The 26,323-nt window shown below is 65.2% G+C and carries 33 protein-coding genes and 1 pseudogene; 28 read left to right on the top strand and 6 right to left on the bottom strand.

Features of this window, described 5'->3' with window-relative positions; all coding sequences use genetic code 11:
* Positions 1 to 42: 42 nt before the first annotated feature.
* The gene (locus tag GPJ75_RS07125; protein WP_163266529.1) at positions 43 to 660 is read left to right on the top strand and encodes a hypothetical protein; all 618 of its coding nucleotides are present in this window, start codon (positions 43 to 45) and stop codon (positions 658 to 660) included.
* A gap of 197 nt (positions 661 to 857) precedes the next feature.
* Here GPJ75_RS07125 and GPJ75_RS07120 read toward each other — a convergent pair whose 3' ends face one another.
* From GPJ75_RS07120 to GPJ75_RS07100, 5 genes and pseudogenes are all read right to left on the bottom strand, one after another.
* Entirely contained in the window at positions 858 to 1,016 is a 159-nt protein-coding gene (locus GPJ75_RS07120; protein WP_163266527.1) for a hypothetical protein, read from the bottom strand.
* A gap of 123 nt (positions 1,017 to 1,139) precedes the next feature.
* Positions 1,140 to 1,364, bottom strand: a pseudogene (locus GPJ75_RS07115) (transposase); the annotation flags it as partial.
* A 447-nt stretch (positions 1,365 to 1,811) separates the two neighbouring features.
* Positions 1,812 to 3,386: a glutamine-hydrolyzing GMP synthase gene (gene guaA / locus GPJ75_RS07110; RefSeq protein WP_163266525.1), complete on the bottom strand. Its 1,575-nt coding sequence runs from the start codon at positions 3,384 to 3,386 to the stop codon at positions 1,812 to 1,814.
* Between the two features lie 1,113 nt (positions 3,387 to 4,499).
* Positions 4,500 to 7,076 (bottom strand): P-loop NTPase, encoded by a 2,577-nt coding sequence (locus GPJ75_RS07105; protein ID WP_163266523.1) that lies wholly within the window; start codon positions 7,074 to 7,076, stop codon positions 4,500 to 4,502.
* Between the two features lie 481 nt (positions 7,077 to 7,557).
* Positions 7,558 to 8,187 carry a helix-turn-helix domain-containing protein gene (locus tag GPJ75_RS07100; RefSeq protein WP_163266521.1) on the bottom strand — a complete coding sequence of 210 codons (630 nt, stop codon included), beginning with the start codon at positions 8,185 to 8,187 and terminating at the stop codon, positions 7,558 to 7,560.
* A 128-nt stretch (positions 8,188 to 8,315) separates the two neighbouring features.
* Between GPJ75_RS07100 and GPJ75_RS07095 the strand changes: the two genes are divergently transcribed.
* The 13 genes from GPJ75_RS07095 to GPJ75_RS07035 all read left to right on the top strand — a co-directional run bounded on the left by GPJ75_RS07095 (position 8,316) and on the right by GPJ75_RS07035 (position 16,530).
* Positions 8,316 to 8,621 carry a helix-turn-helix domain-containing protein gene (locus GPJ75_RS07095; RefSeq protein WP_163266519.1) on the top strand — a complete coding sequence of 102 codons (306 nt, stop codon included), beginning with the start codon at positions 8,316 to 8,318 and terminating at the stop codon, positions 8,619 to 8,621.
* Complete coding sequence (locus tag GPJ75_RS07090) at positions 8,618 to 8,923, top strand: hypothetical protein (protein ID WP_163266517.1); 306 nt, start codon at positions 8,618 to 8,620, stop codon at positions 8,921 to 8,923. Before GPJ75_RS07095 ends, GPJ75_RS07090 begins: the two co-directional genes overlap by 4 nt.
* 115 nt (positions 8,924 to 9,038) lie before the next feature.
* A complete protein-coding gene (locus GPJ75_RS07085; protein ID WP_163266515.1) occupies positions 9,039 to 9,278 on the top strand; it encodes a hypothetical protein in 240 nt (79 codons plus the stop codon).
* Positions 9,275 to 10,126, top strand: a complete 852-nt coding sequence (locus GPJ75_RS07080) for a ParB/RepB/Spo0J family partition protein (protein ID WP_163266513.1) — start codon at positions 9,275 to 9,277, stop codon at positions 10,124 to 10,126. Before GPJ75_RS07085 ends, GPJ75_RS07080 begins: the two co-directional genes overlap by 4 nt.
* Positions 10,123 to 10,578, top strand: coding sequence for a hypothetical protein (locus tag GPJ75_RS07075; RefSeq protein ID WP_163266511.1), 456 nt, complete (start codon positions 10,123 to 10,125; stop codon positions 10,576 to 10,578). The genes GPJ75_RS07080 and GPJ75_RS07075 overlap by 4 nt, the downstream gene beginning before the upstream one ends.
* Positions 10,579 to 10,597: 19 nt before the next feature.
* Positions 10,598 to 12,754, top strand: a complete 2,157-nt coding sequence (locus GPJ75_RS07070) for a DDE-type integrase/transposase/recombinase (protein WP_205602479.1) — start codon at positions 10,598 to 10,600, stop codon at positions 12,752 to 12,754.
* A 49-nt stretch (positions 12,755 to 12,803) separates the two neighbouring features.
* Positions 12,804 to 13,556 (top strand): AAA family ATPase, encoded by a 753-nt coding sequence (locus GPJ75_RS07065; RefSeq protein ID WP_163266509.1) that lies wholly within the window; start codon positions 12,804 to 12,806, stop codon positions 13,554 to 13,556.
* On the top strand, positions 13,553 to 14,194 hold the full coding sequence (locus GPJ75_RS07060) for a hypothetical protein (protein ID WP_163266507.1): 642 nt from the start codon (positions 13,553 to 13,555) through the stop codon (positions 14,192 to 14,194). Before GPJ75_RS07065 ends, GPJ75_RS07060 begins: the two co-directional genes overlap by 4 nt.
* Positions 14,191 to 14,613: a transcriptional regulator gene (locus GPJ75_RS07055; protein ID WP_246248945.1), complete on the top strand. Its 423-nt coding sequence runs from the start codon at positions 14,191 to 14,193 to the stop codon at positions 14,611 to 14,613. Before GPJ75_RS07060 ends, GPJ75_RS07055 begins: the two co-directional genes overlap by 4 nt.
* On the top strand, positions 14,610 to 14,951 hold the full coding sequence (locus tag GPJ75_RS07050; protein WP_163266505.1) for a hypothetical protein: 342 nt from the start codon (positions 14,610 to 14,612) through the stop codon (positions 14,949 to 14,951). The genes GPJ75_RS07055 and GPJ75_RS07050 overlap by 4 nt, the downstream gene beginning before the upstream one ends.
* Positions 14,932 to 15,591, top strand: coding sequence for a DUF3164 family protein (locus GPJ75_RS07045; protein WP_163266503.1), 660 nt, complete (start codon positions 14,932 to 14,934; stop codon positions 15,589 to 15,591). Before GPJ75_RS07050 ends, GPJ75_RS07045 begins: the two co-directional genes overlap by 20 nt.
* A gap of 4 nt (positions 15,592 to 15,595) precedes the next feature.
* On the top strand, positions 15,596 to 15,874 hold the full coding sequence (locus GPJ75_RS07040) for a hypothetical protein (RefSeq protein WP_163266501.1): 279 nt from the start codon (positions 15,596 to 15,598) through the stop codon (positions 15,872 to 15,874).
* Positions 15,871 to 16,530: a gp16 family protein gene (locus tag GPJ75_RS07035; protein ID WP_163266499.1), complete on the top strand. Its 660-nt coding sequence runs from the start codon at positions 15,871 to 15,873 to the stop codon at positions 16,528 to 16,530. Before GPJ75_RS07040 ends, GPJ75_RS07035 begins: the two co-directional genes overlap by 4 nt.
* Positions 16,531 to 16,766: 236 nt before the next feature.
* On the opposite strand, the gene GPJ75_RS07030 is transcribed toward GPJ75_RS07035, so the two are convergent.
* Positions 16,767 to 17,102 (bottom strand): hypothetical protein, encoded by a 336-nt coding sequence (locus tag GPJ75_RS07030; protein WP_163266497.1) that lies wholly within the window; start codon positions 17,100 to 17,102, stop codon positions 16,767 to 16,769.
* A gap of 32 nt (positions 17,103 to 17,134) precedes the next feature.
* Between GPJ75_RS07030 and GPJ75_RS07025 the strand changes: the two genes are divergently transcribed.
* From GPJ75_RS07025 to GPJ75_RS06960, 14 genes are all read left to right on the top strand, one after another.
* On the top strand, positions 17,135 to 17,353 hold the full coding sequence (locus tag GPJ75_RS07025) for a hypothetical protein (protein ID WP_163266495.1): 219 nt from the start codon (positions 17,135 to 17,137) through the stop codon (positions 17,351 to 17,353).
* The gene (locus GPJ75_RS07020) at positions 17,350 to 17,739 is read left to right on the top strand and encodes a hypothetical protein (protein WP_163266493.1); all 390 of its coding nucleotides are present in this window, start codon (positions 17,350 to 17,352) and stop codon (positions 17,737 to 17,739) included. The genes GPJ75_RS07025 and GPJ75_RS07020 overlap by 4 nt, the downstream gene beginning before the upstream one ends.
* Positions 17,740 to 17,904: 165 nt before the next feature.
* Complete coding sequence (locus GPJ75_RS27310; RefSeq protein WP_163266491.1) at positions 17,905 to 18,981, top strand: N-acetylmuramidase domain-containing protein; 1,077 nt, start codon at positions 17,905 to 17,907, stop codon at positions 18,979 to 18,981.
* Positions 18,978 to 19,256, top strand: coding sequence for a hypothetical protein (locus tag GPJ75_RS07010; RefSeq protein WP_163266489.1), 279 nt, complete (start codon positions 18,978 to 18,980; stop codon positions 19,254 to 19,256). Before GPJ75_RS27310 ends, GPJ75_RS07010 begins: the two co-directional genes overlap by 4 nt.
* Position 19,257: 1 nt before the next feature.
* A complete protein-coding gene (locus tag GPJ75_RS07005) occupies positions 19,258 to 19,443 on the top strand; it encodes a hypothetical protein (RefSeq protein ID WP_205602478.1) in 186 nt (61 codons plus the stop codon).
* The gene (locus GPJ75_RS07000; protein WP_163266485.1) at positions 19,440 to 19,667 is read left to right on the top strand and encodes a TraR/DksA C4-type zinc finger protein; all 228 of its coding nucleotides are present in this window, start codon (positions 19,440 to 19,442) and stop codon (positions 19,665 to 19,667) included. The genes GPJ75_RS07005 and GPJ75_RS07000 overlap by 4 nt, the downstream gene beginning before the upstream one ends.
* Positions 19,667 to 20,026 carry a DUF2730 family protein gene (locus GPJ75_RS06995; protein ID WP_163266483.1) on the top strand — a complete coding sequence of 120 codons (360 nt, stop codon included), beginning with the start codon at positions 19,667 to 19,669 and terminating at the stop codon, positions 20,024 to 20,026. The genes GPJ75_RS07000 and GPJ75_RS06995 overlap by 1 nt, the downstream gene beginning before the upstream one ends.
* Positions 20,023 to 20,325, top strand: a complete 303-nt coding sequence (locus GPJ75_RS06990; RefSeq protein ID WP_163266481.1) for a VpaChn25_0724 family phage protein — start codon at positions 20,023 to 20,025, stop codon at positions 20,323 to 20,325. Before GPJ75_RS06995 ends, GPJ75_RS06990 begins: the two co-directional genes overlap by 4 nt.
* Positions 20,326 to 20,443: 118 nt before the next feature.
* On the top strand, positions 20,444 to 21,040 hold the full coding sequence (locus GPJ75_RS06985; protein WP_163266479.1) for a DUF3486 family protein: 597 nt from the start codon (positions 20,444 to 20,446) through the stop codon (positions 21,038 to 21,040).
* On the top strand, positions 21,037 to 22,743 hold the full coding sequence (locus GPJ75_RS06980; protein WP_163266477.1) for a hypothetical protein: 1,707 nt from the start codon (positions 21,037 to 21,039) through the stop codon (positions 22,741 to 22,743). Before GPJ75_RS06985 ends, GPJ75_RS06980 begins: the two co-directional genes overlap by 4 nt.
* Positions 22,743 to 24,329: a DUF935 domain-containing protein gene (locus tag GPJ75_RS06975; RefSeq protein WP_163266475.1), complete on the top strand. Its 1,587-nt coding sequence runs from the start codon at positions 22,743 to 22,745 to the stop codon at positions 24,327 to 24,329. Before GPJ75_RS06980 ends, GPJ75_RS06975 begins: the two co-directional genes overlap by 1 nt.
* Entirely contained in the window at positions 24,322 to 25,029 is a 708-nt protein-coding gene (locus tag GPJ75_RS06970) for a phage head morphogenesis protein (protein WP_163266473.1), read from the top strand. Before GPJ75_RS06975 ends, GPJ75_RS06970 begins: the two co-directional genes overlap by 8 nt.
* 176 nt (positions 25,030 to 25,205) lie before the next feature.
* The gene (locus GPJ75_RS06965) at positions 25,206 to 25,760 is read left to right on the top strand and encodes a hypothetical protein (protein WP_163266471.1); all 555 of its coding nucleotides are present in this window, start codon (positions 25,206 to 25,208) and stop codon (positions 25,758 to 25,760) included.
* An 18-nt stretch (positions 25,761 to 25,778) separates the two neighbouring features.
* Entirely contained in the window at positions 25,779 to 26,219 is a 441-nt protein-coding gene (locus GPJ75_RS06960) for a hypothetical protein (protein WP_163266469.1), read from the top strand.
* Positions 26,220 to 26,323 lie beyond the last annotated feature (104 nt).

Here is a 26,323-nt window from a genome sequence, read left to right as displayed (position 1 = left end):
TGCGCGCGGTGCCCGGCATAGGCGCGCGGCCGGATCGCTGATATGTCGCCCTGGCTGGTGCTTGCCGGGCTCGGTGCCTTTCACGGGCTGAACCCTGCCATGGGCTGGCTGTTCGCGGTCGCCCTCGGCATGCACCGCAAGAGCCGGCGCGTCGTGTGGCTTTCGCTCGTTCCGATCGCGCTCGGCCATGCGGCCTCGATCGCAGCGGTCGTGTTCGCGGTGGTGGCCATCGGGACAGTCGTTGACCAACGCCTGCTGGAAGTGATGGCCGGCGCACTGCTTTTGAGCTGGGCCGCCTATCATGCCCTTTATGGTCACCGCCATCGGGTTCGCGTGGGCATGCAAACGGGGCTGGCAGGGCTCAGCCTGTGGTCATTCCTGATGGCGACGAGCCACGGGGCGGGCCTCATGCTGGTGCCGGTGATTATACCGCTCTGCCTTGCCTCGACCCCGGCGCGGGAATTGACGGCCGAAGGATCGCTGCCAGTGGCCCTGGCCGCCATCGGGGTGCATATGGTGGCGATGCTCGGCGTGACCGCGACGATCGCGACAATCGTCTTTGAATGGCTGGATCTCGGATTTCTGCGGCGCGGCTGGATCAACTTCGATACTCTGTGGACCGGTGCCTTGGCGATCACCGGTCTCATTCTCATTATCTAGCAGCCTTCAACCAACGGGCCGCCGCCTTATTCGCCGAGGCTGCATTGTCCGCGGCCACGACTCCCGCAGACACCGACGATGTCGGCTTTCAGAAAACGGGAGAGCTGATCGCTACGGCCGAGATGGTGAAGGGTTTCGGGTGCCGGCAGGCGTACGAAAGCCCCTCATGCAGGAACCCGCGGGCCACAGCCTGATGTCTATGGGGATTTCGATTTTCCGCTGATGTCGGCGAAGACTGAGGTTCCGCCAGGAAGCGCGCGCTGAAGTGCGGACAGGCAGCTTCGTTGCGCCTGCATGCGATCTTGCTGGCCCGGCTTGCGGCTGAATGTGCCGATATCAACAACGATGATCATCATAGGCGTGCGTGGATCCGTGGCAGAGGCGATAGCCTGCGGCTGACGTGTGGATCATGCCATGCCGGGTCATGGAGCGGTCTCCCGGTTCGTCGAGGTGGCTTGTGGTGGTCCGCGCGGTTGTCTTCAGCGTTCGAACACCTCGATGACGATCATGCGGCCGCCGCAGCAGAGGCATGGCGGGCGGAAGTCGCCCGGTTCATCCGGTGTGTCGTCATCGGGCGGCGCGGCGACGTCCAGCAGTTCGCGGGCGAGTGCGATGCTGGCCTTGCGGGCGGTGCCGGCGAGCAGGCCGTAGTGCCGGATGCGGTGGAAGCCACGCGGCAGGACATGGAGCAGGAAGCGGCGGACGTGGCGAACATAGTCCTGCTGTGTGTGTGGGAGCCCAAGCCCCGCATGAGCATGTCGTGCTGCATGCGCTGGCGAAGCGGCGAGATCGGTGTATCGGTCGACGGGGTAGCCATGGCGAGTTCCTCTCGTTGAAGGGAACTCATGATCGGCGTACCCGCCGCTACCCGCCCAAAGGCTATGCATACTAAGCCATCTCAGGCCGTGGCGCCCCTCCCGCGAAGCGGGTTCGTGCATGGTGGCGCATATAGGAGACCCGCCTATGTGCACGCTATTCTACGCTACAGTCCTCTCGCTCTTTGAAGCTGCTTTACATCGTCCGAGGATTGGACGCAGATCGAATCTGCAAATTTTGAGAGGCAGACTATGCCGCTCAGCGGGAGGCAGGAACGGCAGCAGCACGGCGGCGAAAATCGCCGCCGACCTACGCTATTGCCGCCGTTTGCCCCCTCACTCCCACTCGATCGTTCCCGGCGGCTTTGACGTCACGTCGTAGACGACGCGGTTGATGCCCTTTACCTCGTTGATGATGCGGGTTGCGGCGCTGCCCAGGAAATCCATGTCGTAGTGGTAGAAATCCGCGGTCATGCCGTCGACGGAGGTTACCGCGCGCAGCGCGCAGACGTATTCGTAGGTGCGGCCGTCGCCCATTACGCCGACAGTCTGCACCGGCAGGAGGACGGCGAAGGCTTGCCAGATGGCGTCGTAGAGGCCGGCCTTGCGGATCTCGTCGAGGTAGATCGCGTCCGCCGCGCGCAGGATGTCGAGTTTTTCGCGGGTCACGCCGCCGGGGCAGCGGATGGCAAGGCCCGGGCCCGGGAAGGGATGGCGGCCGATGAAGCGGTCGGGCAGGCCGAGTTCCTTGCCGAGCGCCCTCACCTCGTCCTTGAAGAGCTCGCGCAGCGGCTCGACCAGGCTCATCTTCATGCGCTCGGGCAGGCCGCCGACATTGTGGTGCGACTTGATGGTGACGGAGGGGCCGCCGGTGAAGGAGACGCTCTCGATGACATCGGGATAGAGCGTGCCCTGCACCAGGAAAGCGGCCGGTTCTGCGTCCTTGGCGAGCTTTTTCGCCTCGTCCTCGAAGACCTCTATGAAGAGGCGGCCGATGGTCTTGCGCTTCTTCTCCGGGTCGCTCTCGCCTTCGAGCGCGCCCAGGAAGCGGTCGGACGCATCGACGAGGATGAGCGGCACGTTGTAGTGGCCGCGGAACATCTCCACCACCTCGGCGGCCTCGTTCTTTCTCATCAGGCCGTGGTCGACGAGGATGCAGGTGAGCTGCTCGCCGACGGCCTCGTGGGTGAGAAGGGCGGCGACGGAGGAATCGACACCGCCCGAGAGGGCGCAGATCACCTTGCCCGAACCCACCTGCCTGCGGATGGCGTCGACCGCCTGCTCGCGGTAGGCGGCCATCGTCCAGTCGCCTTTAAGGCCGGCAATCTTGTGCACGAAGTTGGAAAGCAGCTTGGCCCCGTCGGGCGTGTGCACGACCTCGGGGTGGAACTGAACGCCATAATATTTGCGGGTTTCGTCGGCGATCGCCGCGAAGGGCGCGCCGGAGGAGGTTCCCACCACCTTGAAGCCGGGCGGGATGGCGGTCACGCGGTCGCCATGGCTCATCCACACCTGGTGGCGGGTGGCAGGCGCCCACACGCCTTCGAAAAGCGCGCAATCCTCCTCGACCTCCAGGAAGGCGCGGCCGAACTCGCGGTGGTCCGAGCCTTCCACCTTGCCGCCGAGCTGGGCGCACATGGTCTGCTCGCCATAGCAGATGCCGAGTACCGGCACACCGGACTTGAAAACGATGTCGGGCGCGCGCGGGCTGCCGATTTCGACGGTCGAGGCGGGGCTGCCGGACAGGATCACCGCCTTGGGCTTGAGGCGCTGGTAAGCCTCGTCGGCGGACTGGAAGGGGGTGATCTCGGAGTAGACGCCGGCCTCGCGCACGCGGCGCGCGATGAGCTGCGTGACCTGGCTGCCGAAGTCGACGATGAGGACGGTGTCGGGATGGGTCGTGATACTCATGGCGAGCCTTTAGGGAAGGAATCGATTCCGTGCAAGGGGCGTGTTTCATCGTTGCCACGCCCGCTTTCGCGTCTGGCCATTGAGTAGGTGGGAAGCGGGGCGCGTCTTCGGCACCCACGAGGCGCTTTGGGGGCGCCTCAAATAAGGCGCGTCCGACGCGCCCCACCGGAGGCTGTCCCGACGGTCGGCCGGTCACTTGGGTTCCATCTTTCCCGGCTGCACCCAATTACGGGGTGGTCTTAGCCGGGCCATGCGAAACCCTAGCGGCTTCTCCGCGGCCTCCGTGGCGCTGTCTGAAACCCAGCACCCCGGCACCGCCGGCCTGTCGCGGGCCCTCACGCCTGCGGGCACCGGCAGCCCGCAGGAAGAGGTCTCCGCCGCCCTCCCCGTGTCCCCGGTCCGGACCAAGGTTCCCGTGAGGGCGATGGGGAGGATTTTAAGGGTGGGCTGGGCAGGGGGGCGTATTTTCCCGCGAAAAAAGTTTGCAGGTTGTGGGAGATCAATGGGTTGGCAGATTCCGACCGCCGATTTTATCCCCGCGGTGAGGGGTAACCGGCGCCTGCAGTGATGACGGCGCTACGTGTAACGCGCAAGTTCACTTGGCAGAACGAGACTTTTGCCGGGAATAGGTGGGAACAGTCGGGAACAGGCGAAAAAGCGCGGGGTCGCAAGCCTTTACGGTGATGCGGACGGGATCACTGGCAGACGGGTGACCCGACCGGCGCGCAACTTCAGTTGGCAGGACGACCAGCGCGGGAGTGGGCAGCGCGAGCCGGAGAATGCGGGAATTCGGGGGGGCGGCGCAGCCAGGTGGGAACCGGAAGGCCAGCCGCCCGCATTTGGTTACACCTCGTGAAAACCCTTTGACGATAAGCCCCCCGCCTTTCTATGCCGCAGGTGCCGCCGGCCGAGGTGTAAACTCGCGTACCGACCTCGTGGTGAAGAATTAACCCATGGAACCCGATGTGCGTAGGACCGGTCGCGACCCCCATTCCTGCCATGCAAGTCAGAACAACCATTTCCCGTAAGCCGAACTCCTAAAAAGAGCTTTTTGGGCGTTCATTGGGATAGTTCCTTCTGTGGCTCCATTGCAGGCAAAGCTGGAACAGCAAGCTAAAGGGCATCCCGATCTACTTCACTTTGCCGCTTAGAATCTCCCCACACTCCGGTTGTGGCATAGGTAGTCAACTGATTGGCTGCCTCTTCCAATCGTTCATTGCTTATCTTGCGGCGAAGTCGTTGCAACTCGTTTGCATAGGTTCGCGCCATCTCTCTAGCTTCCTCGTCAGAGCGGAATTTTCTAAGAACCCTCACGTGTCCTTCTGCGAGAGAAACTATAGGATAGCTGTCAGTCTCAAAGGTCTCCTGTTTTTGTGCTCGCAGGTTATTGACTGCTTCTTGTAACAGAGGCTCTGCCACTGACCAAATCGATGCATCCTCTGCAAGAATCAATAGTTGCTGAGCATATGCATGTTCAATTTGCGGAGATGTGTAGGCGTCACGAGCAGTTCTGAACATGTTCAGGGCGTCTGAATGCCGGCTGAAACCTCTAAGTGCAAGCCCGTATTGGAGCCAATACAACCCGTCCACGTGGAAGGTAGTCTCGAAATTCTGGTAAACTTCTAGCACACGATGTTCGCTATCGCGTAGAATTTGCCGCAGGAAGCGGTGGTTCATTATCGACTTAAAAACAACGCCTTCTGACTTGGGCGCGTTCTGAATGACTGGAGCAGTGTAGTCTGCGAATGCGTCTAGAAGAGCGATTAAACACTCCTTGATTAGTTCTGGATCAACAATCCGTTCAAAAAGTTCCCGTATGTACACTGGATGCCGAGCGATAAGAACTCCAGACGTATAATCAACGATACCCTGAACCTCTTCGGCGATTTTATTTATGTCAGACTTTACTCCGCACTTAGATAATGCCCTGCCAACTAAATTTCTTGTAATCCCCGATTGATGAATAGTGGCCAGCCCTACTAAAACAACTAGTTTCTGGTGGTCATCGTCACCAATCTCAGCGTAATCTCTTCGAATAATTTCAGTGAAACCCAAACCATTAGTTGCCTCTAACAAGCCAATAAGGAGCTGACGAGATGATCTATTATATATTTCTTTACGTTGATCGCGTGGGCTAAGTTGTGCAAGTCTAGTCCAAGGCCCGTACTTCTGGACCTTGCCCAAAATCACATCTACATCCACTTTATCGATGCGATCTGTGCTAAACTTGCTATGGACAAATTCCGATACGTTGTCTGCAATTCGCCGCTTCCATATATTTTGACGCTCTGCAAAGACAATTGTTCCTCTCTGCACCTTTTTGCTGCTAAAAACATCAGCAATCTGTCTAACCATTGCGTCTATTCTGTCAATGAAGAGATAGTACGGCGACGAAGAAATTTCCTCGATAGTCAAAATGACTTCGTCTATATCTGAAACTGATTCTCTCAGCCAGTACACGGGTTCAGTAACTGCCTCGCTTAAGCTAAGTGCAGTTGCCATAAGCAAGGTGGTTTTGCCGCTACCTGCTGGGCCTAAAAGGGGTATGATCTTGCCTTGGGCACTTGAAGATCGAAGTTGGGCGAGAAAGTCGGAGTGCGACTTTAATGGTGCATGTACGCCATCCATGATGTCCATCCAGGACGGCTTAAAGCCTCTATAGAAGTTGCGTATCGCGCCCGGCGCCACTGCGCCTTTCGGCATTGTGTTTCTTCCGACTACAAGGATTGAGTTTAGCGCGCGTTGCTGCTGAGCGGGAAGGCCAGTATTTAGCCTCTTTAGCTCTGGTCGTTTCGCGGTGGCCAACTCCCATCCTGTGGGGGCGTCACCCAACTCAGCTTTAAGGTAGTCTGCCAAGTCGGCCAAAGTGCCTGGAACGTGGACAATGTTAGACGCTTCAAGGTGACGCTGTTGGATTGGAGAAACCTTGGGGCTAATCAAGTAGCCACGTTGCGGCTTCCTATTTGAGCCCCTACGAGCATCCGCCATAACATGTTGTAGTAGCGGCTCATTCAGGCTACTTCCAATAAAGATAAAGTTGTGACTGCTATAATCCTGCCCAAGTTCCCGGTACCATGGCGGCACATTGGATGAACCTGCTCCGTACTCCTCGGGAGAGAATATGAGACCCTCATCGAGGTGGTCAGCAGAGCCATTTAGCTTGATTAGTTGAACCTCATCGAACACCGGGTCGGCGGGAGCTAGGCTGCTATTTCGTAGATGCACCTTCAACTTCTGTGTGCGCGCCCTACGAACTGCGGCTTCAGTAGCGTCGTCAATGTTGAGAGTATAAATTCTTGACCAGCGGTAGCTGACTAGCCTTATCAATTCAGGGCCGGGCTTCGTGCTAGTGAGCCTCCTGCGCAGCATATCGTGTAAGCCACTCTCATCTGTTTCTGCCGCAGCGGAATAGACTACTGAAAGTGGTTCCTCAGCGTATGATAGTTTAGCTACGGACGCGAGTTCTAACGCAAGGACTTTCCCTAGAGGAAGCGGTACGCCAGTGCTATCTGTACTAGTGGCGGAGGCACCTGCGCCTAGCATCAGCATCAAGCGCCCATCTCGGTACGCATTAACAATTTCTCTAAGCATTGCCGCCCCCACCCAGAAAGTTGATTTAGCGATATTTTCGTATGGGTAATTTGATGTATAGGAAAGCGATATTTCTCCATCCCCCAACGAGTTTGCCATTCTTTGCATCCGAGGCAAAGTTGCAGGCAAATTGACCAGCCATCAGCTGTTTCGAGACTAAGTGGTAGGGAGGGTACAGTTCCAATGCCGCTACTAGTCGCTATTCAGCCGATAAGAGCGGGCGCAGGTTCAAGGGTGTAGCGTGGACAAAAAATTGCGTGACTGGTGAGAAATATACCTCCCGTTCAACGCGAACTTATATTTTGATGGTAGCAGGTTTCGTTCGATCATTCCAGGCCGTACGAACGGCAACGTTCTATTAATCGCAACTCAAAGGCTGCCGGTCTATTTACGGCCTCGAACGGGCCGATTGGGTGACGTCTGCTTTCTATTAGGTTCGTCCGAAAAGCAGACATTCCGCAATCCACCTGCGAATGGTCATCCGCGCCGGGGACCAAGCTTCAGCTTTCATCTCTAATCAGTACCGCCGCGAAAGCGTGGGAGCTGCCAAACACCCCGACGATGTGGAGGGTCGGTGCGGTCAAGCGGCGGGATCGCCGCCGGCCAGGCGCCAGAGCCGAACGAAGGCGCCCATGACTTTGACGCGCAGCTCCGGCGGATCAAGGTCCAGAGGACGCGGATCGATGCCCGGATCGGAGGACCGGACCATCAGATAGGGCGGATAGAAGAGGCGCAGCACCGTCGTGGCGCTGCCTTCATCGTCATAGACCTGGGCCACGACCGGCTGACCGACCTGCGGCTCCCGGCCCATCTCGAATTCCATCACGTCGCCGGGAAGGATGCCGGCGAGGTCGAGGGCGCGGGTCTTCACCGTCCACCGCCCCCTGTTCGCCGGAACCCTGTTCTGGAAGGCGATTGACGGCCCCTCGTAAGGAATGACCTCCGGCTCGTCCAAGCCCACCGTCGCCTCGGCGGCCTGATCCGCGCTCGCCTTGAGCCAGGTCATTTCCACGGCGCAGGCAGCGGCGATGCGATGGAGATAGTCGAGATTCGGCTTCTTCGTACGGCCGGACAAATAGTTGTCGAGCGTCTGCTTGGGCACCTCTGCCAACCGCGCAACGGCCGTCACGCCACCATGCGAGCCCACGACGCTGCGCAGCCAGACCCGCCAGGGCTCTTGCCCGGCGTCGTCCTGACCGGTTTCCCCCAACTTATCCATATCCAAAACTGGAGCACTCCGTTGACAATCGCTCCAAATCTGGAGCAGTCTGACTAATCAGAACTGATTTGCGACCGAACCGGCCGGCGGGCCGGGTCGATCATCGCGGGGAGCAGCCGGTGCAGAAGCACACGACCAACTGGGACCGTCACGCCATCCTGGCCGAGATCAGGCGGCGCTTCGGCTCGTCGCGAGCGCTCGCCCGCCACGTAAGTCTCACCGCCGGCGAAATCTCAGCCGCGCTCGGCTCCCCCTATCCGAAGGCGGAGAAGGCGATCGCGGTCGCGCTGGGCATTCCGGTACAAACATTGTGGCCCGACCGGTATTGGCCGAATGGGCGACGGCGCTCCGGTTCTACCAGACCGCAAGTATCGGGGGCGAGTCAAAACAGCCGCCCATCCACGGACAGCGAGGTGGCCCGATGAAGCTCCGCCGGTCCGCGAATCCGTTTTCCGCTGACAGCCGCCCCAACGGTCCGGAAGCCCGCAACCCGTTCCTGCCGCCCGAGCGCCGCGCCGGCGGCGCCCCCTACGCGGCGCTCCTCTCGGCCACGCTGATCGTCTCGATCCTCCTCCTCGGAGCTGTCTGCCTCGACATGATGTTGCCCGGCGGCGTCCTGCCCTGGGCTGTACCGACCCTTGAAGCGATCGTCCGCTGGCCGGCGCTCTTCGCGCTGCCGGCCACCATCGCCGTCGTCGGCTTCTCCGCCTGGAGGAACCGGCCATGACGGCGACAGCCGAAACCGTGGCCCACCGCCCCCCTGGCGCCACGGCCAGCGCGCCCGCCGCACCCTCCCGCCTGGCGGCGGGCGCGCACGTTTTCATCGTTCCGGAGGTCGTGTGATGGGAAAGGCAAAAGCCCCTATCGCTTCGCAGGTGGCCGAGGTCCGGCGCGAACTGGCGCTGCGGGCGAACACCTATCCCCGTCTGATCGCGGCAGGAAAGATGCGCCAAGCCGAGGCGGACCTCTGCAAGGCGCGGATGGAAGCGGTCCTCGCGACCCTGATGTTCTGCCAGGAGCACGAGGCAGCGATCCGGGCCTACATGGCCGAGCGCCGGGACAGCGCCGGGAGCGCGGCATGATGGAGGCGGTCGCGTTCAAGCGCGTCGCGATCGCGCTGATCGACGTTCCGGCGAACCGGCTCCGGCAGGTCAAGCCGTGGCGCGTCGAGACGCTACGCAAGGAGATCGGCGACGGCGGCCAGCCACAGCATCCGATCAATGTCGCGGCCGAGGAGAACGGCCGCTTCACACTGATCTCCGGCGCGACGCGCCTGGCCGCGGTCGACCTCGGCGGTTCGGCCGAGATCGATGCGCGCGTGATCCCGGCATCCGTGCTTACTCCGGAACGGCGCCGTCTTCTGGAGATCACGGAGAACCTCAACCGCGAGGAACTGACGAAGCTCGAAAGGGCGGAGAACCTCGTCGAGCTGAAGCGGGTTCACGAGGCGCTCTACCCGCAAAGCCGCAGGGGCGGCGACCGGCGCAGCGCCAAGGCCAAGGCGGCGCGCGCCGACCAAAGCGAAATCTTTTCGTTTAGTTCCGAGGCGGCGGAGAGGACCGGGCTCTCGCGCCGCGCCGTCGAGGTGGCGGTGGGGATCGTCCGCGGGCTGTCCGAAGCGACCAAGGCGCGCGTCAGGGAAACCTGGCTGGAAGACCATCAGGCCGGCTTGAAATTGCTATCGCAACAGGCGCCGGAGTGCCAGGAACGCATCTGCGACGTCCTCTTTGCCACGCCGCCGGAGGCGTCCACCGTCGCCGACGCACTGGCGATCACCGAGGGTCGGCGTCTGTTGTCGACCGGCGAGAAGCTCTTCGCCTCGACCGTTGGAAATTGGGCGAGGCTGACGGCGCGCCAGCGCGCCGACTTCCTCGACGCGCAAGAAACCGCGATCCGCGAGCACGCGAAGAAGCGGGGATGGTTTCGATGAGCCGGCGCCGCGACACCCTCACGCTCGAACTCTTCGACTGGCAGCCACCGCAGGTCGCCGTCGGCTTCGCCAAGGATCAGCTACCGGGCAATCGGCTCGCCTCGCGCATCAGCCGGGCGGTGGCGCTGGCGCTGAAGGATTGCAGCCTCTCCCGTGCCGAGGTCGCTGCACGCATGAGCGACGAGCTCGGCTATCCGGTCTCCGAATCGATGCTCGACGCCTATGCGTCGGAAGCGAAGGAAGGTCATAAGATCACGCTGGAGCGCTTCATCGCCCTGGTGGAGGCGACCGGCTGCCACGACCTGCTCGGCTTCGTGGCCGAGCTCTACGGCTACGTGGTTGTGCCCGAGCGCTATGCGTCCCTGATCGAGCTGCACCTGCTCGATGAGCACGAGCGCGAGGTGCAGCGGCGCAAGCAAGCGGCCGAGGCCCGATGGAGGGCGGGCCGATGACCATTCGACGGGGCTCACGATGAAGGTCTGGCTGACGGCGCAGGAATTTGCGGACCTGGCCGCGGCAGGCGCGTTGTCCGACCTGCCCGCCACCAAGGCCGGCATGCTGAAGCTCATCCGCCGCGAGGGCTGGGACGACCACCGTGGCCTTGCGCGGCCGCGGGCCGGCCGTAAGGGCGGCGGTGGCATGGAGTACCACATCGACAACATTTCGTTGTCGAGCCGGATCGCTCTTGCGGCGAGACACTTCCACGTCGAGGCCGAGGACCTGCGGCCGGCGGTCACCGAGGCCGACGGACTGACGGGCCGCGCGCGTGAGACACGCGATGCCCGCCTGGTGCTTCTGCGCCTGGCCGACCGCTTCCGGCGCGACCAGGCGCTGTCGGTCGCCGCCGCCGACAGCCTGTTTTCAGACCTCTTCAACACGGCTTCAATCGAGCTTCCGGCCTGGGTGACGGCGCGCGTGAAGAACGTCAGCGCCCGATCGCTGGCACGCTGGCGGAGCCGGCGGAACGAAGACCCGGAGAGGCTCGGCCACGACCACGGCGAGGCGCGGCGCGGGACCGGGCAGCTCGACCGGGCACTCGACGGCCGCGTGAAGGCGTTCATCCTGGCGGCGATCGCCAAGAAGCCATTCCTCTCGGCAAAGCACGTGCGGGCGATGGTGGCCGATACCTTCGGCGGCGAGATGGCCGTGCCGCCGCTGCGCACTTTTCAAGCGACGCTCAAGGCCTGGCGCGAGGCCTACCGCAACGAGCTGCAGTATCTCACGGACCCCGACGGCTATCGGTCCAAGACCGAATACGCGCTGGTGAACGCGGCTCGCGCCGAGCGGCTGAACGAGTGCTGGCAGATCGATGCGTCGCCCGCCGACGTGATGCTGATGGAGGGGCGCCATTCGATCTATCTGGCCATCGACGTCCACTCACGGCGCACGAAGGTGCTGGCGACGAAGACGCCGCGGGCGGCGGGTGTCGGGATGTTGACGCGCAAGTGCCTGATCGCCTGGGGCGTGCCCGAGCGCATCAAGATCGACAACGGCAGCGATTTCGCCGCCCACGCGACCCAGCGCCTGCTCGCGGCGCTGGCGATCGAGGTCGACTTCTCGCACCCCTACAGCCCGAAGGAGAAGGGCATGGTGGAACGGGCGATCGGCACGTTTCAGCGCGACCTTTCGGGCCTCCCCGGCTTCATCGGACACTCGGTTGCCGACCGCAAGAGGATCGAAGGGCGCAAGAGTTTCGCGCAGCGCATGGGCGCCGACGAGAGGGAACTGTTCGAGGTGGAGATGAGCCTCGCCGAGTTCCAGGCCTGGTGCGACGACTGGTGCGACAAGATTTATGCCCACACGCCGCATGCGGGTATCGCCCGGCGGACACCGTTCGATGTAGCCGCGGCCTATCCGGGCCAGGTGCGGCGCGTCGAAAACGTCGCCGCACTCGACATCCTGCTGGCGCCGGTTGCCGGCCGCAACGGCATCCGCACAGTGACGAAAACGGGCGTGCGCATCGACAGCGCTCACTACCTGCCGGACGCGGTGATGCCCGGCACTATGGTTTTCTGCCGCATGGACCCCGCCGACCTTGGCCGAGCCCTCCTGTTCGAGCCGGACGGCGAAACCTTCCTGGGCGAGGCCGTGTGTCCGGAACTCGCCGGCCTCGACCCGGTGGAGACGATCAGCCGTGTGAAGGCCGCGCAGAAAGCGCATGTGGACGGCCGCATCAAGGACATCCGGCGCGAGATGAGGAAGATCGGACCGCGCGCCGTGGCGGATGCGATGCGCAACCAGGCGGACCGCCGCGCGGGCACCCTCGTCGCCTTCCCCGGACGGTCGGAGGGCCACGATACGCCTGCACTCTCAGCGGCAGCGGATGCCGCGCGGCCTACCGCTCCAGGCGAGCTCGGAGAGCGAGCCGCGCAAGTGCATCGGGAGTTGCAGGCAGAGGCATTACCGGCAGCGCCGGAAGCCGAGGCGAGCGCGCCAGTGGTCGCGCGGCTGCCGGAGACGCGCGAGCAGCGCTTCCGCCGGGCGCTGAAGCTCGAAGACCGGCGGGCTATGGGCGAGCGGCTGGCGGACGAGGAACTCCTTTGGCTGGGCGGCTACCAGGCCGGCTCTGAATATCGCGCCATGAAGGCGATGCTGGAGGAGTTCGGCCGTGAGGCCATGCGCCTCTAGGCAAAAAGGTGACCATTGATCCGGGTGCGGCGAAATTAGGAGGTAGGTAATGTCAGGCAACACTCAACCGGTCGGGGCGGGCTCGGTTGCGCCACTCAAGAACGTGGCGTCCTGCCTAGCCCTCGTCGACACGCTCATCCACCGGCCGGCGCATCTGCCGAACATCGGTGTCTTCTCGGGCTTCTCCGGCTACGGAAAGACGATGGCCGCGCAGTATGTCTGGAACCGGACGGGCGCGTACTTCGTCGAGATTTTCGACTATTGGACGCGCAAGAGCTTCTGCAAGGCGATGCTGGCCGAGCTCGGGGTGGCCAGGCCGCGCGGCACCATCGGCGACATGATGGACGAGATCATCGTCCGGCTGGGCGACGATCCGGCGCGCCCGGTCATCATCGACGAGGCCGACAAGCTGGTCGACAAGGGGATGATCGAGCTCGTCCGCGACATCAACAAGGCCGCCCAGGTGCCGGTGCTGCTCGTTGGCGAGGAGTTGCTGCCGCAGAAACTTGAAGCCCACGAACGGGTGCATAACCGCGTCCTCGATTGGGAACTGGCGCAACCCTGCGACCTTGAAGACGCGCGCACGCTGGCGGACTTCATCTACCCCAAGCTCGACATCTCGAACGATCTGCTTGAGCGGATCGTGCGCGAGACCGGGGGCAAGGCCAGGCGCATCGTAACGACGCTGAACGCGGCCTCGCAATTCGCGGGCAACCATGGGCTGACGAGGCTTGACGCCGCCAACTACGCCGGCCGCATCTTCACGGGCGAGACGCCGAAGCGCTTCCGGAAGGCTGCATGATGGCGGGGGCGCTCAAGCTGAAACTCGCCGCCGCCGTTCCCCTCCTGCGCGGCAACGACCATTACTGGAAGCTGATGCGGGAGGCGCACCGCCGTGGCGAATCCTTCACGATCAGCGCGATCCACGGCCAGTCCAACGGGGCGCGGCGATCGACGGTGCAGAATTTCGTTCTGCGGCTGGAGAGCGCCGGGATCGCAGAGAAGACCGGCGAGACCGCACCGGGCAAGCACCGTGGCCGGGTGCCGCTCTATCGGCTGACTGCGGCGCCTTCGGCAACGCCGATCGTCACCCAGGACGGCCGGATCGTCGCCGGATTGGCGCAGCAGCAGATGTGGAACGTCATGCGGGGTCCACTCTCGCGCGGTGGTTTCACGGCGCAGGACCTGGTCACCTACGGGTCGACGGAAGAGGTGCCGGTGCGTCTTTCGACCGCCAGGAACTTCGTACACCGGCTTTCGGCCGCGGGCTACCTGAAGCAGCTCGACCGTGGCGGCCCCGGCCGGTTAGCGCTGTGGCGGTTGAAGCCGTCGATGAACACCGGGCCGCGCTCGCCCTCCATGATGACGGCCCCTCTCGTCTTCGACCGTAACCGTGAAGAGATCGTGGGCGACGTGATCGCCGAGGAGGAGCACGCATGAACCGCGGGCCGGCGCCAGGCGCCCCCTTGGGACGCACGGAGAAGACCATGAGCGAGAAGGCGCTTGAGGCTTGGGGCGCCGGCCTGCCCGACTGGGTGGCGGAGCTGGCCGCCCTTGCCGACCGCGAGGGTCTGCGTGGGGCGGAAAAGCGTGTCAACTACTCGGCCAGCGCCATCTCCACCGTCATCAACAACCGCTACCGCGGCGACATGGGCCGCGTGGAGGAGAGCGTGCGCGGGGCTCTGATGGGGCGTGTCGTGCCATGTCCGGTCCTGGGTGAGATCGGCCGCGACCAGTGCCTGGTCTGGCAGAAGAAGCCGTTCGCGGCGACGTCGTCGATCCGTGTCGCCGTCTACCGCGCCTGCCGCGCGGGCTGTCCGCACTCCAAGCTCAAATCCCTGGAGGGACCGGCGACATGACCAAGGTGCACAAGGTCTCGGACGGGCTCGCGGCGGTGAGGCGCGCCTTCAAGGCGTTCGAGGAGCGCGGCGCCAGGATTTCCGGCAAGGGCGTGCGCCGCCTGCGTGAGCAGCTCCTGCTTCTGACGCTCCGCGCGCGAGCGCTGGAATACGAGGTGGCGCGCCTGCGCCGGCGCGACGCGATCCGCGGCGCCATGCAGGCAGGCCCCGCACGCGGCAGCGCTACCGACCTTGCGGCCGAGATCATGCGGCCTGGTTCGAACGTTCGACTGTTGCCGCTCGTCCCGCGCCGGGGAACGAACCGAAAAGGAGAAGGACATGCAGGCAGTGATTCTTGAGGAGAAGCCGGGCACCAGCACCGAGGTCGTCAACGGCCGGACTTGCTGGATCGACGGCAAGGGCAACTACATCCGCGAGGAATTGGTGAAGCCCCAGGATAAGCTCGTCGACGAGACGGTGCGCAAGATTATTCGGTTCGCGCTGGAGCTTTCAGCGCAGATCGAGCGCTTCAAGGCGCATACGATGGCCGACCTGGAGGCGCTCGACGGTCTGCTTGAGCAGGAATACGGCTTCGTGAAGACGGGCCGGAAGGGCAAGGGCAACCGCACCTACATGACCTTCAACGGGCTGATGAAGGTCACGGTGCAGGTGGCCGACTTCATCGACTTCGGTCCGGAATTACAGGTGGCAAAGGGCCTGATCGACGAGTGCCTGAACGAGTGGTCGGCCGAAAGCGGGCCGGAAATACAGACCATCGTCACCCGCGCCTTCAATACCGACAAGGAAGGCCGCATCAACCGGTCGGAGATCTTCATGCTTCTGCGGCTGGAGATCGCGGACGCGCGTTGGCGGCGGGCGATGGCGGCGATCCGCGACGCTATGCGGATCACCGGGCGCAAGGAGTATGTGCGCTTCGCCATGCGCGAGCGGCCGGACGCCGAATGGCGCGCCGTCACGATCGACCTGGCGAAGGCGTGAAGCGATGGCACATGACCTTGAAGAACTGATCGAGTTCATCGACGGCATGTTGGAGATGCCGCTCGACGCCGGCGAAGACGAGGCGGAGGCGGCCGACCACCTGGCACTCAACGTGCTCCATATGCTGGCTGCGGAACACGGGGCTGTGTGGCGGGAGGGCGACCCCATCTCGCCCTGGAAGCTGGACCTCGCGGGGCTCGTCGGCCTGTCGCGGAAAGGTCCTGTACAGGCGCTGCGCAGTTGGCAGACGGCGGCGCGGCGCCATTTGGGCGGCGGGTCGTGAACGCGCTCGCCACCATCCATGTCGCCAAGAAGCAGCTCGGGCTCGACGACGACACTTACCGGGCGCTCTTGAAGCGCGTCACCGGCAAGACCTCTGCCGGCGTCATGAGCGACAGCGAGCGGGTGCGCGTGGTCGAGGCGCTCCGGCAGCGCGGCTTCAACCCCGCAAAAAGGGGCCTTGAAGGGCCGTTCGCGAGAAAGATCGTCGCGCTCTGGATCGCGGCCTGGAACCTGGGCGTCGTGCCCGACCGAGCCGATGCGGCGCTCGCCGGCTTCGTACGGCGCCAGACGGACATCGACCACACGCGCTGGCTTGTCGAGGCGGCGCAGGCCGACAAGGTGATCCAGGCGTTGAAGGCGCGCATGGCACGGGACGCGGGCGTCGACTGGCATGTGGGCCCTGATACGCCGGGCTGGGCGCGCAATCCTAAGGCCAAGGTGGCAGTGGCGCAGTGGCGCATCGTTCACCCTTCGACAGGCTCCGGAGGCATCGACTTCGCCGCCTTCAAGGCTTTCGTGGAGGGCCACGCCTTCAACCCGCTTCCCCGGATCAAGCCGCGTGAATGGGACGGGATCACGAAGCGTCTCGGCGTCGAGGTGCGGAGGGTGAAGGCGCTCGGAAATGCCGCGGCTGTCCATAGGGCGGCGCGTGGATGATGGCCCGCATCCGCGTCACCGACCACGCCGTGTTGCGCTACCTGGAGCGCGCGCACGGGCTCGACGTCAAGGCGGTGCGGCGGCACCTGGCCGGTCGTGTGGCGAACGGCGCGCGGCTGGGCGCCGTCGCGGTGACGATCGAGAACGTGAAACTGGTCCTGCGACGCCGCGCTCGTGAGGTGGCTCTTACGACCGCTATGAAGCCGGGTTGGCCGTCGGGCCGTTCCCGCGACGACTCACCGGCCGAGGCCGGCGGCGGCGATGCCCCGCTCCATGGCGGCGCAGTCGGCGGCCTTGTCGACCGGGGTGGCGGTGCGGAAGCGCAGGATGGCGCCTTCCAGGAGACCGCCAGTGGCGCGGGCCTCGAAGCCGGGAGCGGCGGCCTCCTCGCGGGCGATGAAACGGGCCACCGCGTCGAGGTCGAGCGCGATACCGTCGCACTCGCCGGCGGCGGCGATCGCCATGGCGACGCCCAGCGCACGGTCGTCGGCACGGGCTCCGGACGATGCGACGAGCGCGGCGAAGGCGGCGGTGAGAAGCAAGCGGCGCATGGCAATGAGGATAGGCGCCACCGCCGCCCTCGGCAAGAACGGCGGGACGGCTGATGGCGCGCCGGGGACCGGCCGCGAGGACGGCAGCGCCGCTCTTCGTTTGGCGCGAGGTCTCCGAGCTTGAGCGGCTGGAGCACGAGGCGCACACGCTCGCCGTGCGGATTTCGAGGCTCAAGCCTCACGCGCATTACCGCGTGGAGCTCCAGGCGCGCCTCAAGGCGCTGCGCGCGCGTCAGCTCCGCCTCGAATGCGCCGTGATGGACCGTCGATGAACGACGCGAAGGAAAAGCGGTTGTCGGCGGTCCTCCTAGACCTGCTCGGGCCGGACGGCCTGGTGCGGCTTGCCGAATGGAAGGGCGGCACGAGGCTCTATGTGTGCCACCCTGCCGGCGCCGATGGCTCGGAGCTCGCCCGCCAGGTCGGCGCCGAGGCGGCGCGCAAGCTCGGCCGCCGCTATGGCGGCGACTATATCCGTGTGCCCCTTGCGCGCGAACTGCGCGCCCGGCACTATCGCGCGGCCAACCACTCCAACGCGGAGATCGCGAAGAGGCTCGGCATGAGCGAGAGCGGCGTCGACAGACTCTTCAACGCCATGCCGAACAAGCCCGTGAAGGGCAGCCGCGATCCGCGGCAGGGCGAGCTCTTCCCCACCACGTGATGTGTTGCCCGCGCCGGCGGGCATGGCCTAACGCCCGCCCTCCGCCCATCCTCCCACCTGATCCGCCCTGGCAGCCCTTCGACGGGCTCGGGAGGCGGAAAACACGGCTGGCGCTCCCCACCGCCCCGGAGAGCGCCGGCCGCTCCATCAGGAACGGAGGCCGTCATGTTCACGCAAGAGACCCTCGCCGCGATCAAGCACCACGCCGGGCGCCTCGGCGTGGAGGCGGCCGCGCTCGCGGCGGTGGTGGAGGTTGAGAGCGGCGGCCGCGTGTACGCGATCGTCGGCGACCGGCGGCAGCCCCTCATCCGGTTCGAGGGGCACTATTTCTATCGGCGACTGACGGGCGAGGCCCGCGCGCGGGCGGTGACCGAGGGGCTTGCCGATCCCAACGCCGGCGTTGTCAAGAACCCGCCCAGCCAGGCCGCGCGTTGGCGCGTGCTCGAACGGGCGATCCTGATCGACGCCGCGGCCGCGCTGGAATCGACATCCTGGGGCGTCGGCCAGGTGATGGGCGCCCACTGGTCTTGGCTCGGCTTCGATAGCGTCGACGAACTCGTCAATACTGCACGCCGCAGCGTGTTCGGCCAGATCACGCTGATGTGCCGCTATATCGACAAGGCCGGGCTTGCCGACGCGCTGAAGCGCCGCGACTGGGCGTCGTTCGCGCGCGGCTACAACGGGCCTGCCTTTCAGAAGCTGGGCTATCACACGAAGCTCGCAGCAAGCTATCGGCGCTACCCCGGAAAGTCCCCCGCCGTCCTCTCGGCCGAAGGCATGTTGCGGCTGGGCTCGAAGGGCGCGCGCGTGCGCGAGCTCCAGGCGCTGCTCGTGCGCGCCGGGCAGTCGCTCAAGGTGGACGGCGACTTCGGGCCGGCGACGCACCAGACCGTGCGCGCCTTTCAGCAGGTGGCGGGATTGACCGTCGACGGCGTGGCTGGGCCCGAGACGCTGGCCGCGCTCGACCGCTTCCGCCAGGGCGCCGGCGACCGGCCGGGCGATGTCGGCCCGATGGAGCTGCCCGAGGCGAAGACCGGCGTCGGCGGCCTCGCCGGCGGCGCGGTGCTGGAGGCGGCGCGGCTGCAGCTCGACCAGGCGGCCGACCGGCTGGCCTTCGTGCCGGGGCTCGAATGGCTGTCGGCGGGGCTTGCCGTGGTTTCGGTCTTGCTGGTGCTGGGCGGGCTGGCCCTGTGGGCACGCGGCTGGCTGAAGAGCCGGCAGACCGTGGAGGCGCCGGCGTGAGCGCGCTCCTCGTCGGCCTCCTCATGCGTGTGCTGGGCCTGGACGAGGCCGCGGCGCGCAGCCTCGGGACGGCACTCCTCGTCGGCGTGGCCGTCGCCGGGCTTGCGGGCGGCATCACCTGGCTGAAGCGGCAGGGCGCCGACGAGGCCCTCAACAAGATCGAAAGGCAGGACCATGAGGCAGGCAGGACGGCCGCTGAGGCTCGCGACGGCTTGCGCCGCTGCTTTGAGCGCGGCGGCGTGCAGCGGCCACGCTCCGGGCAGTGCGACCGGTAGCGTGCGGGCCATCGTCGGCACGGACATCATCGGCGCCCAGGGCGCGGCGATCGGAGACCAGGACGCCATCGACCTGACCGTCGCCGGGCCGTGCGCCGTCGGCGTCTATCGCGTTGAGGAATGCCGGCGCCACCGCGCGGCGAGCGCCGCGCGCCGGCGCGAACTCGGGGGGACGGTCGTTCGATGAAGGCAGGGAATGCAGCGATCGAGCTGTCGGAGCGGCGGGTGGCGCAAGAGGTGGAGGCCGGTGTGGCACGGGTACGCGCAGCACTCGCCGGCACGTCCGGCGTGCTGCGCACCGTCTGCGACTGCGGGGAGCCGATCTCCGAGGCGCGGCGGCGCGCCGTCCCAAACACCGACAAGTGCGTGGATTGCGCGATGGGAATCGAGAAGGGGCGGAGACGGGCCTGATGGAAGTCGCAACCATGCTGCCGTGGCTGATCGCCGTAAACACGCTCATCTCGATCGGCACCGCCGTTTACGCGGTCCTCACCTCCCGCTCTGACGCCAATGCCAAGGGGCTCGCGGAAGTCGACGGCACGTTGAAGGAGCAGGACCGGCGCATCCAGGCCCTTGAGAACGAGGTGGCGCACCTGCCCGACCGGGAGCAGTGGCATCGGCTGGAGCTGGCGATGGAGAAGCTCTCCGGCCGCATGGGCACGCTGGACGAGCGTCTGTCCGGCCGGATCGAGACGCTCAACGAGAGGCTCCAGCCCGTCCAGGCGATCGCCACGCGGCTTCAGGAACTGGAATTCGAGAGGGATAAATGAGCCTCGACCGCATCATCCGAGAAGAAGCGCGCCTCATCATCCTGCGTTCGCTCGCCGAGCAGCCGAACGAATCGGCGACCTCCAGCGCGCTGCGCGAGCTTCTGGCCGAGATGTTCGCCATCGTGCGCGAACGCGAGTGGGTGGAACAGGAACTCGACTGGCTGAAGGAGATGGGCGCCGTGCGCCTCACGCCGGCCGGCTCCGTGAAGATCGCCACGCTCCAGCCGCGTGGCAAGGAGCACCTTGCCCACCAGCGCTTTCTCGCCGGCGTCAAGCGCACCGGCCAGCCGGTGGCCTGATGGAGCTTCTTTCGCTCACGGGCCGCACCGCGCCTTCGGCGCTGGCTCTCCGCGGGGGCGGCCGAACGCGGCCGGCGCGCGGTCGCGCGCTCGCACTTTGGGCGTATTGGAGGCGGGCGTGAGCGGAAAGCGCGCGGGACGCGGCCGAAAGTCGGGCATCCAGCTCCTGCCCGAACCCTGTGCGCCGATCGTTGCCTGGGCCGCGCAGGAGCTGTTGCGCGACGACCGGACCCAGACGGACATTTACGAGGAGTTCTACGCGCGACTGGAAGCGCTTCAGCGTGAGCACCGTGGCGAGCTGGATTTCACGATCCCGAGCTTCTCCGCCTTCAACCGGCACTCACTCAAGCTCGCCGCGATGACCCAGCGCATCAAGGATACCCGCGAGATCGCCGGGGCGATTGCCGAGCGCTTCGACGCCGAGGCTTCCGACGAGCTCACCCTGATCGCGGCCGAGGCGATCAAGACGCTGGTCTTCGAGCTTCTGACGGCCGGCGGAGAGGCCGGCATCGACCCCAAGGGGGCCATGAACCTTGCCAACGCGCTGCGCGCGGCGACGCAGGCGCAGGGCGTGTCGACAGCACGGCGCCAGAAGGTGGAGGCGGCGTTCGCGGACCAGGTCGACGAGGCCGTCGACAAGGTGGCAAAGGTGAAGGGGCTGACGGCCGAGACGGTCGAGGCGATCAAGGCGCAGATCCTCGGGGTGGCCCCATGACGGCGCCGATCGGCCAGGAGGACTGGGCGAAGCTCCGCCGGAAGAGCCAGGCGAACCTCGACCGCGTCATCGCCTCTGTCGGGCTGCCCAACGTGTTGCTTCCCTACCAGGGGCGCGCAGTGGGGCTGCTCGATTCCAGCGCTTGCCGAGTGCTCTTCATCGAGAAGAGCCGCCGCATCGGGCTTACCTGGGGACTGGCGTCAGCGGCCGTGCTGCGTGCCGGCCGTGCGCGCGAGGCGCGTGGCATGGACGTGCTCTACATCTCCTACGACCGCGAGATGACGCGCGAGTTCATCGACGCCTGTGCCATGTGGGCGCGCGCCTTCGCCGTCGCCGCCTTCGACGCGGAGGAATACCTCTTCGACGATGTGAACCCGGCCGACCCGGCCGACACCCGGAAGATACAGGCCTTCCGGATCAAGTTCGCCTCCGGCTTCGAGATCATGGCTCTCTCCTCCGCGCCCAGGACGCTGCGCGGCAAGCAGGGGCTCGTGATTATCGACGAGGCGGCTTTCGTCGACAATCTGGCGGAGCTCTTGAAGGCCGCACTCGCCTTCCTGATGTGGGCCGGCCAGGTGTGCGTGTGCTCGACCCACAACGGCGCGGAGAACGAGTTCAACGTCCAGGTCCAGGACATCCTCGGCGAGCGGTCGAGCTACGCGCATTTCCGGTGCGACTTCGACCAGGCGCTTCAAGAGGGGCTTTACGAGCGCATCTGCCTGGTCACCGGCGAGGAGTGGACGCCGGAGGGCGAGGCCGAGTGGCGCCAGGGCATCATCGACGACTACCGCGACGCGGCCGACGAGGAGCTGTTCTGCGTTCCCGCCCAGGGCTCGGGCACCTGGCTGCCGGCGCCGCTGATCGAGGCGCGCATGACGCTCTCGGAGGAAGAGGCGCCGATCATCCGCATCGAGCTGCCGACGGACTTCCTGCACCGTGACAAGCTCGAACAGCGCAGCCTCATGGCGCCGCACTTCGAGGCCATCGAGGAGGCGCTCGGCCGGCTCGACCCGGAGCTCCTGCATGCGCTCGGCTACGACCCGGCGCGCAAGGCCGACCCGGCGGTGGCCGAGCTGCTCTCCATCGCAAAGCGGCTGAAGCGGCGCTCGGCGCTGACCGTCGAGATGCGCCAGGTGCCCTTCGCCGAGCAGAAGGACGTGCTGCGGCTCCTGATGCGCGCGCCGCGGCTGATCGGGGCGGCGCTCGATGCCACGGGCATGGGCATGAACCTTGCGGAAGACCTCGGCCGTGAGTTCGGCCTGCGGGAAGAGGAGAACGGCCCTGGCCTCGTCTGGATGATCAGCCTCACGCAAAGCTGGTACAACGAGAACTTCCCGCCCTTGAAGGCCGCCTTCGAGGACGATGCCATCGCGCTCGCCAAGGACGCCGACCACCTTGCCGACCTGCGCCTGGTGAAGATCATCCGCGGCATCCCGTCGATCCCGGCCGAGCGCGAGGGCGTGGTGGCGAAGAAGCGGCACGGCGACTTCGCCGTGGCGCTGGGGCTCGCCCATTTCGCAAGCCGCATGCAGTGGCACGAGTTCGGCTACACACCCGTTTCAACGCCCCTTCAATCGCTCGACAAGCTCGGGATGAGGGGTGGCTCAGACCGCGATTTCTGGCTGCCGCCCGACGATGGCGACCATGACGGCCGCGATTCCTACCGGCCGCCGCTCGGCGCCCGCATCCGTGGAGGCTTCTGATGCCGGAGTTCTATCGTGGCCTGACCGACGCCAACGGGCGGCCGATCGAGAAGAGGACGCTGACCGAGGAGATCGCCGCCCCCACGACCACCGGCGTGCGTTCGCCCATCACCGGCTATCCGGGAGACGGGCTGACACCCGACCGGCTGGCGCGCATCCTGCGCGAGGCCGACCAGGGCGGCCCGCTGCGCTATCTGGAGCTCGCCGAGACGATCGAGGAGCGCGACCTGCACTATGTCGGTGTGCTCGGCACGCGCCGCCGCTCGGTCTCGCAGATCGATATCACCGTGGACGCGGCATCCGACGACAAGGAGGACGTTGCCAAGGCGGATATGGTGCGCGACTGGCTGACGCGCGACGAACTCTCCGACGAGCTGTTCGACATCCTCGACGCCGTCGGCAAGGGCTATTCCTTCACTGAGATCATCTGGGACACCTCCGAGGGCCAGTGGCGGCCGGCGCGGCTGGAATGGCGCGATCCGCGCTGGTTCCGCCCGGCGCGAAAGGACCTGACGACGCCGCTGCTTCTGGACGATCATGGCCAGGAGACGCCGCTGCCGGGCGGCAAGTTCATCACGGCGGTGATCCGCGCCAAGTCCGGCCTGCCGATCCGCTCGGGCCTGGCGCGCGTGGTGATGTGGGCCTGGATGTTCAAGGCGTTCACCCAGCGCGACTGGGCGATCTTCACGCAGACCTACGGCCAGCCGATCCGCATCGGCAAGTACGGCCCCGGCGCCACCCAGGAGGACCGCGACAAGCTCTACCGCGCCGTGGCGGACATTGCCGGCGACTGCGCGGCGATCATGCCGGAAAGCATGTCGATCGAGTTCCAGGAGGCCAAGAACCTCGGCACCGGGCACTCCAACTACAAGGAGCGCGCGGACTGGCTGGATCAGCAGGTGTCCAAGGGCGTGCTCGGGCAGACGACCACAACGGACGCGGTGTCGGGCGGCCACGCGGTCTCGCGCGAGCACCGGCAGGTGCAGGAGGATATCGAGCGTGCCGATTCGAAGGCGCTTTCGGCCATCATCAACCGCGACCTCATCCGCGTGTGGATGGACCTCGAATACGGGCCCCCTTCGACAGGCTCAGGAGGGCTCTATCCACGCGTGCGCATCGCCCGGCCGGACGAGGAGGACCTGGACCTATTGTCCAATGCGCTGGCGCGGCTGGTGCCGGTGGGCCTGCGCGTGCAGGCGAGCGAGGTGCGCGACAAATTCGGGTTCTCCGACCCGGAGAAAGGGGCGGAGGTGCTGGCGCCCGCTTCGCCCGCGCCCGCCGCGGAGCCGCCGACACGTGCTCCGGAACCGGCCCTTCAACAGCGGCTGGAACCGCCGCCGCAGGTGAGCGAAGACATGATCGCTGATGCCGCGCTCGGCGCGGCCGGCCCGGCGATCGCGGCGCTCGTGGAGAGGGTGCGCGGCATCGTGGAACGCGCCGGCGGCCTGGACGAGGCGGCGGCCGCCCTTGAGCGGGCGGCGGCGGAAAAGGAGGCCTCGCCGGGTTTGGTCGCGGCCATGCGCCAGGCCATCATGCTCGCCTGGCTTTCGGGTGAGGCCGTCGAGGCCGACCGCGGCGATGCCTAGCGCCGAGGTCCAGTCCGTGCGCAACGAGGAGGCCATCGGCTTCCTGCGCCGACGGCTGGAAATCCCGCCCGGCCGCTTCGAGGAGCTGGCACGCGAAGTGGACGCGGCCGCGCGCGAGCGTGCCGCCGGCATGTCCGCGGCATTGGCGACGGACATCCTGCGCGAGGTTTTGAAGTCCGTAGAAGAAGGAACCGGCTTCGCGCCGTTCCTCGAGGCATGGGACGAACTGGTCGAGCGCCACGGCTGGTCCTCTTCGACGGGCTCGGGAGACGATCCCCATGGCCGGCGCGCCGCGCTCACGTTCCGCGTGCTCACTGCACAGGCCTACGCCGCCGGCCGCTGGCGGCAAATCCAGCGGTTGAAGCGGGTCCGCCCCTATCTGCGCTACGTCCATGTCGACCCGAACCTCATGCAACCGGGCTCCCGCCACGAGCACGCCGAATGGAACGGCGTCATCCTGCCGGTCGATCACGAGTGGTGGCTGACGCATTACCCGCCCAACGGATTCAACTGCCGCTGCTACGTGCAGTCGCTGTCGGAGCGCGACGTGGCGCGCTACCGCTGGGCGGTGTCGGCAGAAGCGCCTCCCTCGCGCACGGTGATCCGGTTCGTGCGCGGCCGGCCCGTGGAGACGCCGGCCGGGATCGATCCGGGCTTTGGTTACAATGTGGGCATAGTCGGCCTTCGCTTTGCCGCTTGATTGGCCATCCACCAGAGATCGTTGTGTTTCGCCGGCAACGAGAGGCGACCACTATCGGTATACAATTCTGCGCGATGTATAGACAATTCTTGGTAGAGGCGGTTTCATTGACTGCACGCGCGCCCCATCGTACCATTTTCCCGTTCAGTGTGTGTGCACGAAACAGGGAGGGGGGGATGCGAGCCACCATGTTGGCTGCGGCAGTGCTCGTTGTTCTGAGTGCCGAAGCTTCGGCACAGACGGAACGCGCAACGCCGACGCAGGAATTCACACCCATTATCATTTCAGAACGCGTTCAGGAGATTGCCGCAGAATACCCTCTTGCTGGGCGCCTCGGGATCGAATGGCCGGATGCCACCCAGGAAGATATGGGTAGATACATCGGTTTACTGGCCGCCGCGCAGACCATCGCATCCGAGATCGCTCGCAGAAGCGATCGAGCGGCGCTCCAGGACTCCGACTATCGCGCGGCTTTCATCACTTTGTGTTTCTGGCCAAACAAGCCTCCACTTGTGGAGTTTAGCTGGGATGCTCAGATGTCCGCATTCTATGACGTGAAAGAGCGCACTCTCATCAAAGAGGCCCTCGGGGATGATGCTATAGCGTTGTCGGCATACGTCGAGGCAGGCGATGTCGATAAGCTGAGAGCGGCGGTCGACGCGTTGCCACAGGATCCTGAAGACTATTTCTCAACAGTGTTCGACGCTCCCCTCGTTTCGGAAGGCCGATAAAGTGAGAGGACGTCGCACATGCTGACCGAGTGGCCGGTTGTCGAGCTCCTCCTCCTCGCAATATGGATCGCCATCAGCATCGGATTTTGGCGTGGTCGGCCTAGCGAAGGGGGAAACGAGCCGGACGCCAACGAACGTCAGCTTGGAGCGACAGTGATCATCTCACAGATGACCGGCATCCTCACCGCCTCCTCCATTATAATTGCTGGCACGGCCGCGTTTGCAGCGATCCTTGGCACGCAGCCTCCCGCAAATACGGCTGCCCACCTTCGTTGGGCGGCCGCCCATGCAGTAGCCGCGCTCGTCGTGGCAATTTGGGTCATGTCGGCGCTTCCTACGCGGGTGCCGACGAAGAATGTCCTCAGGTCGAAATGGGTGGCAATTTTCTGTGCCGTTTCCCTCTTCTTCGCGCTAGTCGCCGGTGTTCGATTCGTTCTGGGAATCTGGTCCTTTGTGTAGCGGGCCTGCTGGGGAACGCGCGCAAAGAGGGTTGGAGGCCTGAGACGCGCTCGCCGCATTCCACGCCGTTCAAAACCCGTTTAACGGCTCAATTCTCCAGTGAC

It is taken from the genome of Chelativorans alearensis (assembly GCF_010993735.1).
GTDB lineage: Bacteria > Pseudomonadota > Alphaproteobacteria > Rhizobiales > Rhizobiaceae > Chelativorans > Chelativorans alearense.
This window is presented reverse-complemented; position numbering and strand designations above follow the sequence as displayed.

Bases quoted from the DNA above. Each gene is read 5' to 3' on its own strand.
- GPJ75_RS07125 (WP_163266529.1), top strand. From the start codon at position 43: ATGTCGCCCTGGCTGGTGCTTGCCGGGCTCGGTGCCTTTCACGGGCTG.
- GPJ75_RS07120 (WP_163266527.1), bottom strand. From the start codon at position 1,016: ATGATGATCATCGTTGTTGATATCGGCACATTCAGCCGCAAGCCGGGC.
- guaA (WP_163266525.1), bottom strand. From the start codon at position 3,386: ATGAGTATCACGACCCATCCCGACACCGTCCTCATCGTCGACTTCGGC.
- GPJ75_RS07105 (WP_163266523.1), bottom strand. From the start codon at position 7,076: ATGGCAAACTCGTTGGGGGATGGAGAAATATCGCTTTCCTATACATCA.
- GPJ75_RS07090 (WP_163266517.1), top strand. From the start codon at position 8,618: ATGAAGCTCCGCCGGTCCGCGAATCCGTTTTCCGCTGACAGCCGCCCC.
- GPJ75_RS07085 (WP_163266515.1), top strand. From the start codon at position 9,039: ATGGGAAAGGCAAAAGCCCCTATCGCTTCGCAGGTGGCCGAGGTCCGG.
- GPJ75_RS07080 (WP_163266513.1), top strand. From the start codon at position 9,275: ATGATGGAGGCGGTCGCGTTCAAGCGCGTCGCGATCGCGCTGATCGAC.
- GPJ75_RS07075 (WP_163266511.1), top strand. From the start codon at position 10,123: ATGAGCCGGCGCCGCGACACCCTCACGCTCGAACTCTTCGACTGGCAG.
- GPJ75_RS07070 (WP_205602479.1), top strand. From the start codon at position 10,598: ATGAAGGTCTGGCTGACGGCGCAGGAATTTGCGGACCTGGCCGCGGCA.
- GPJ75_RS07065 (WP_163266509.1), top strand. From the start codon at position 12,804: ATGTCAGGCAACACTCAACCGGTCGGGGCGGGCTCGGTTGCGCCACTC.
- GPJ75_RS07060 (WP_163266507.1), top strand. From the start codon at position 13,553: ATGATGGCGGGGGCGCTCAAGCTGAAACTCGCCGCCGCCGTTCCCCTC.
- GPJ75_RS07055 (WP_246248945.1), top strand. From the start codon at position 14,191: ATGAACCGCGGGCCGGCGCCAGGCGCCCCCTTGGGACGCACGGAGAAG.
- GPJ75_RS07050 (WP_163266505.1), top strand. From the start codon at position 14,610: ATGACCAAGGTGCACAAGGTCTCGGACGGGCTCGCGGCGGTGAGGCGC.
- GPJ75_RS07045 (WP_163266503.1), top strand. From the start codon at position 14,932: ATGCAGGCAGTGATTCTTGAGGAGAAGCCGGGCACCAGCACCGAGGTC.
- GPJ75_RS07040 (WP_163266501.1), top strand. From the start codon at position 15,596: ATGGCACATGACCTTGAAGAACTGATCGAGTTCATCGACGGCATGTTG.
- GPJ75_RS07025 (WP_163266495.1), top strand. From the start codon at position 17,135: ATGGCGCGCCGGGGACCGGCCGCGAGGACGGCAGCGCCGCTCTTCGTT.
- GPJ75_RS07020 (WP_163266493.1), top strand. From the start codon at position 17,350: ATGAACGACGCGAAGGAAAAGCGGTTGTCGGCGGTCCTCCTAGACCTG.
- GPJ75_RS27310 (WP_163266491.1), top strand. From the start codon at position 17,905: ATGTTCACGCAAGAGACCCTCGCCGCGATCAAGCACCACGCCGGGCGC.
- GPJ75_RS07000 (WP_163266485.1), top strand. From the start codon at position 19,440: ATGAAGGCAGGGAATGCAGCGATCGAGCTGTCGGAGCGGCGGGTGGCG.
- GPJ75_RS06995 (WP_163266483.1), top strand. From the start codon at position 19,667: ATGGAAGTCGCAACCATGCTGCCGTGGCTGATCGCCGTAAACACGCTC.
- GPJ75_RS06990 (WP_163266481.1), top strand. From the start codon at position 20,023: ATGAGCCTCGACCGCATCATCCGAGAAGAAGCGCGCCTCATCATCCTG.
- GPJ75_RS06980 (WP_163266477.1), top strand. From the start codon at position 21,037: ATGACGGCGCCGATCGGCCAGGAGGACTGGGCGAAGCTCCGCCGGAAG.
- GPJ75_RS06975 (WP_163266475.1), top strand. From the start codon at position 22,743: ATGCCGGAGTTCTATCGTGGCCTGACCGACGCCAACGGGCGGCCGATC.
- GPJ75_RS06970 (WP_163266473.1), top strand. From the start codon at position 24,322: ATGCCTAGCGCCGAGGTCCAGTCCGTGCGCAACGAGGAGGCCATCGGC.
- GPJ75_RS06965 (WP_163266471.1), top strand. From the start codon at position 25,206: ATGCGAGCCACCATGTTGGCTGCGGCAGTGCTCGTTGTTCTGAGTGCC.
- GPJ75_RS06960 (WP_163266469.1), top strand. From the start codon at position 25,779: ATGCTGACCGAGTGGCCGGTTGTCGAGCTCCTCCTCCTCGCAATATGG.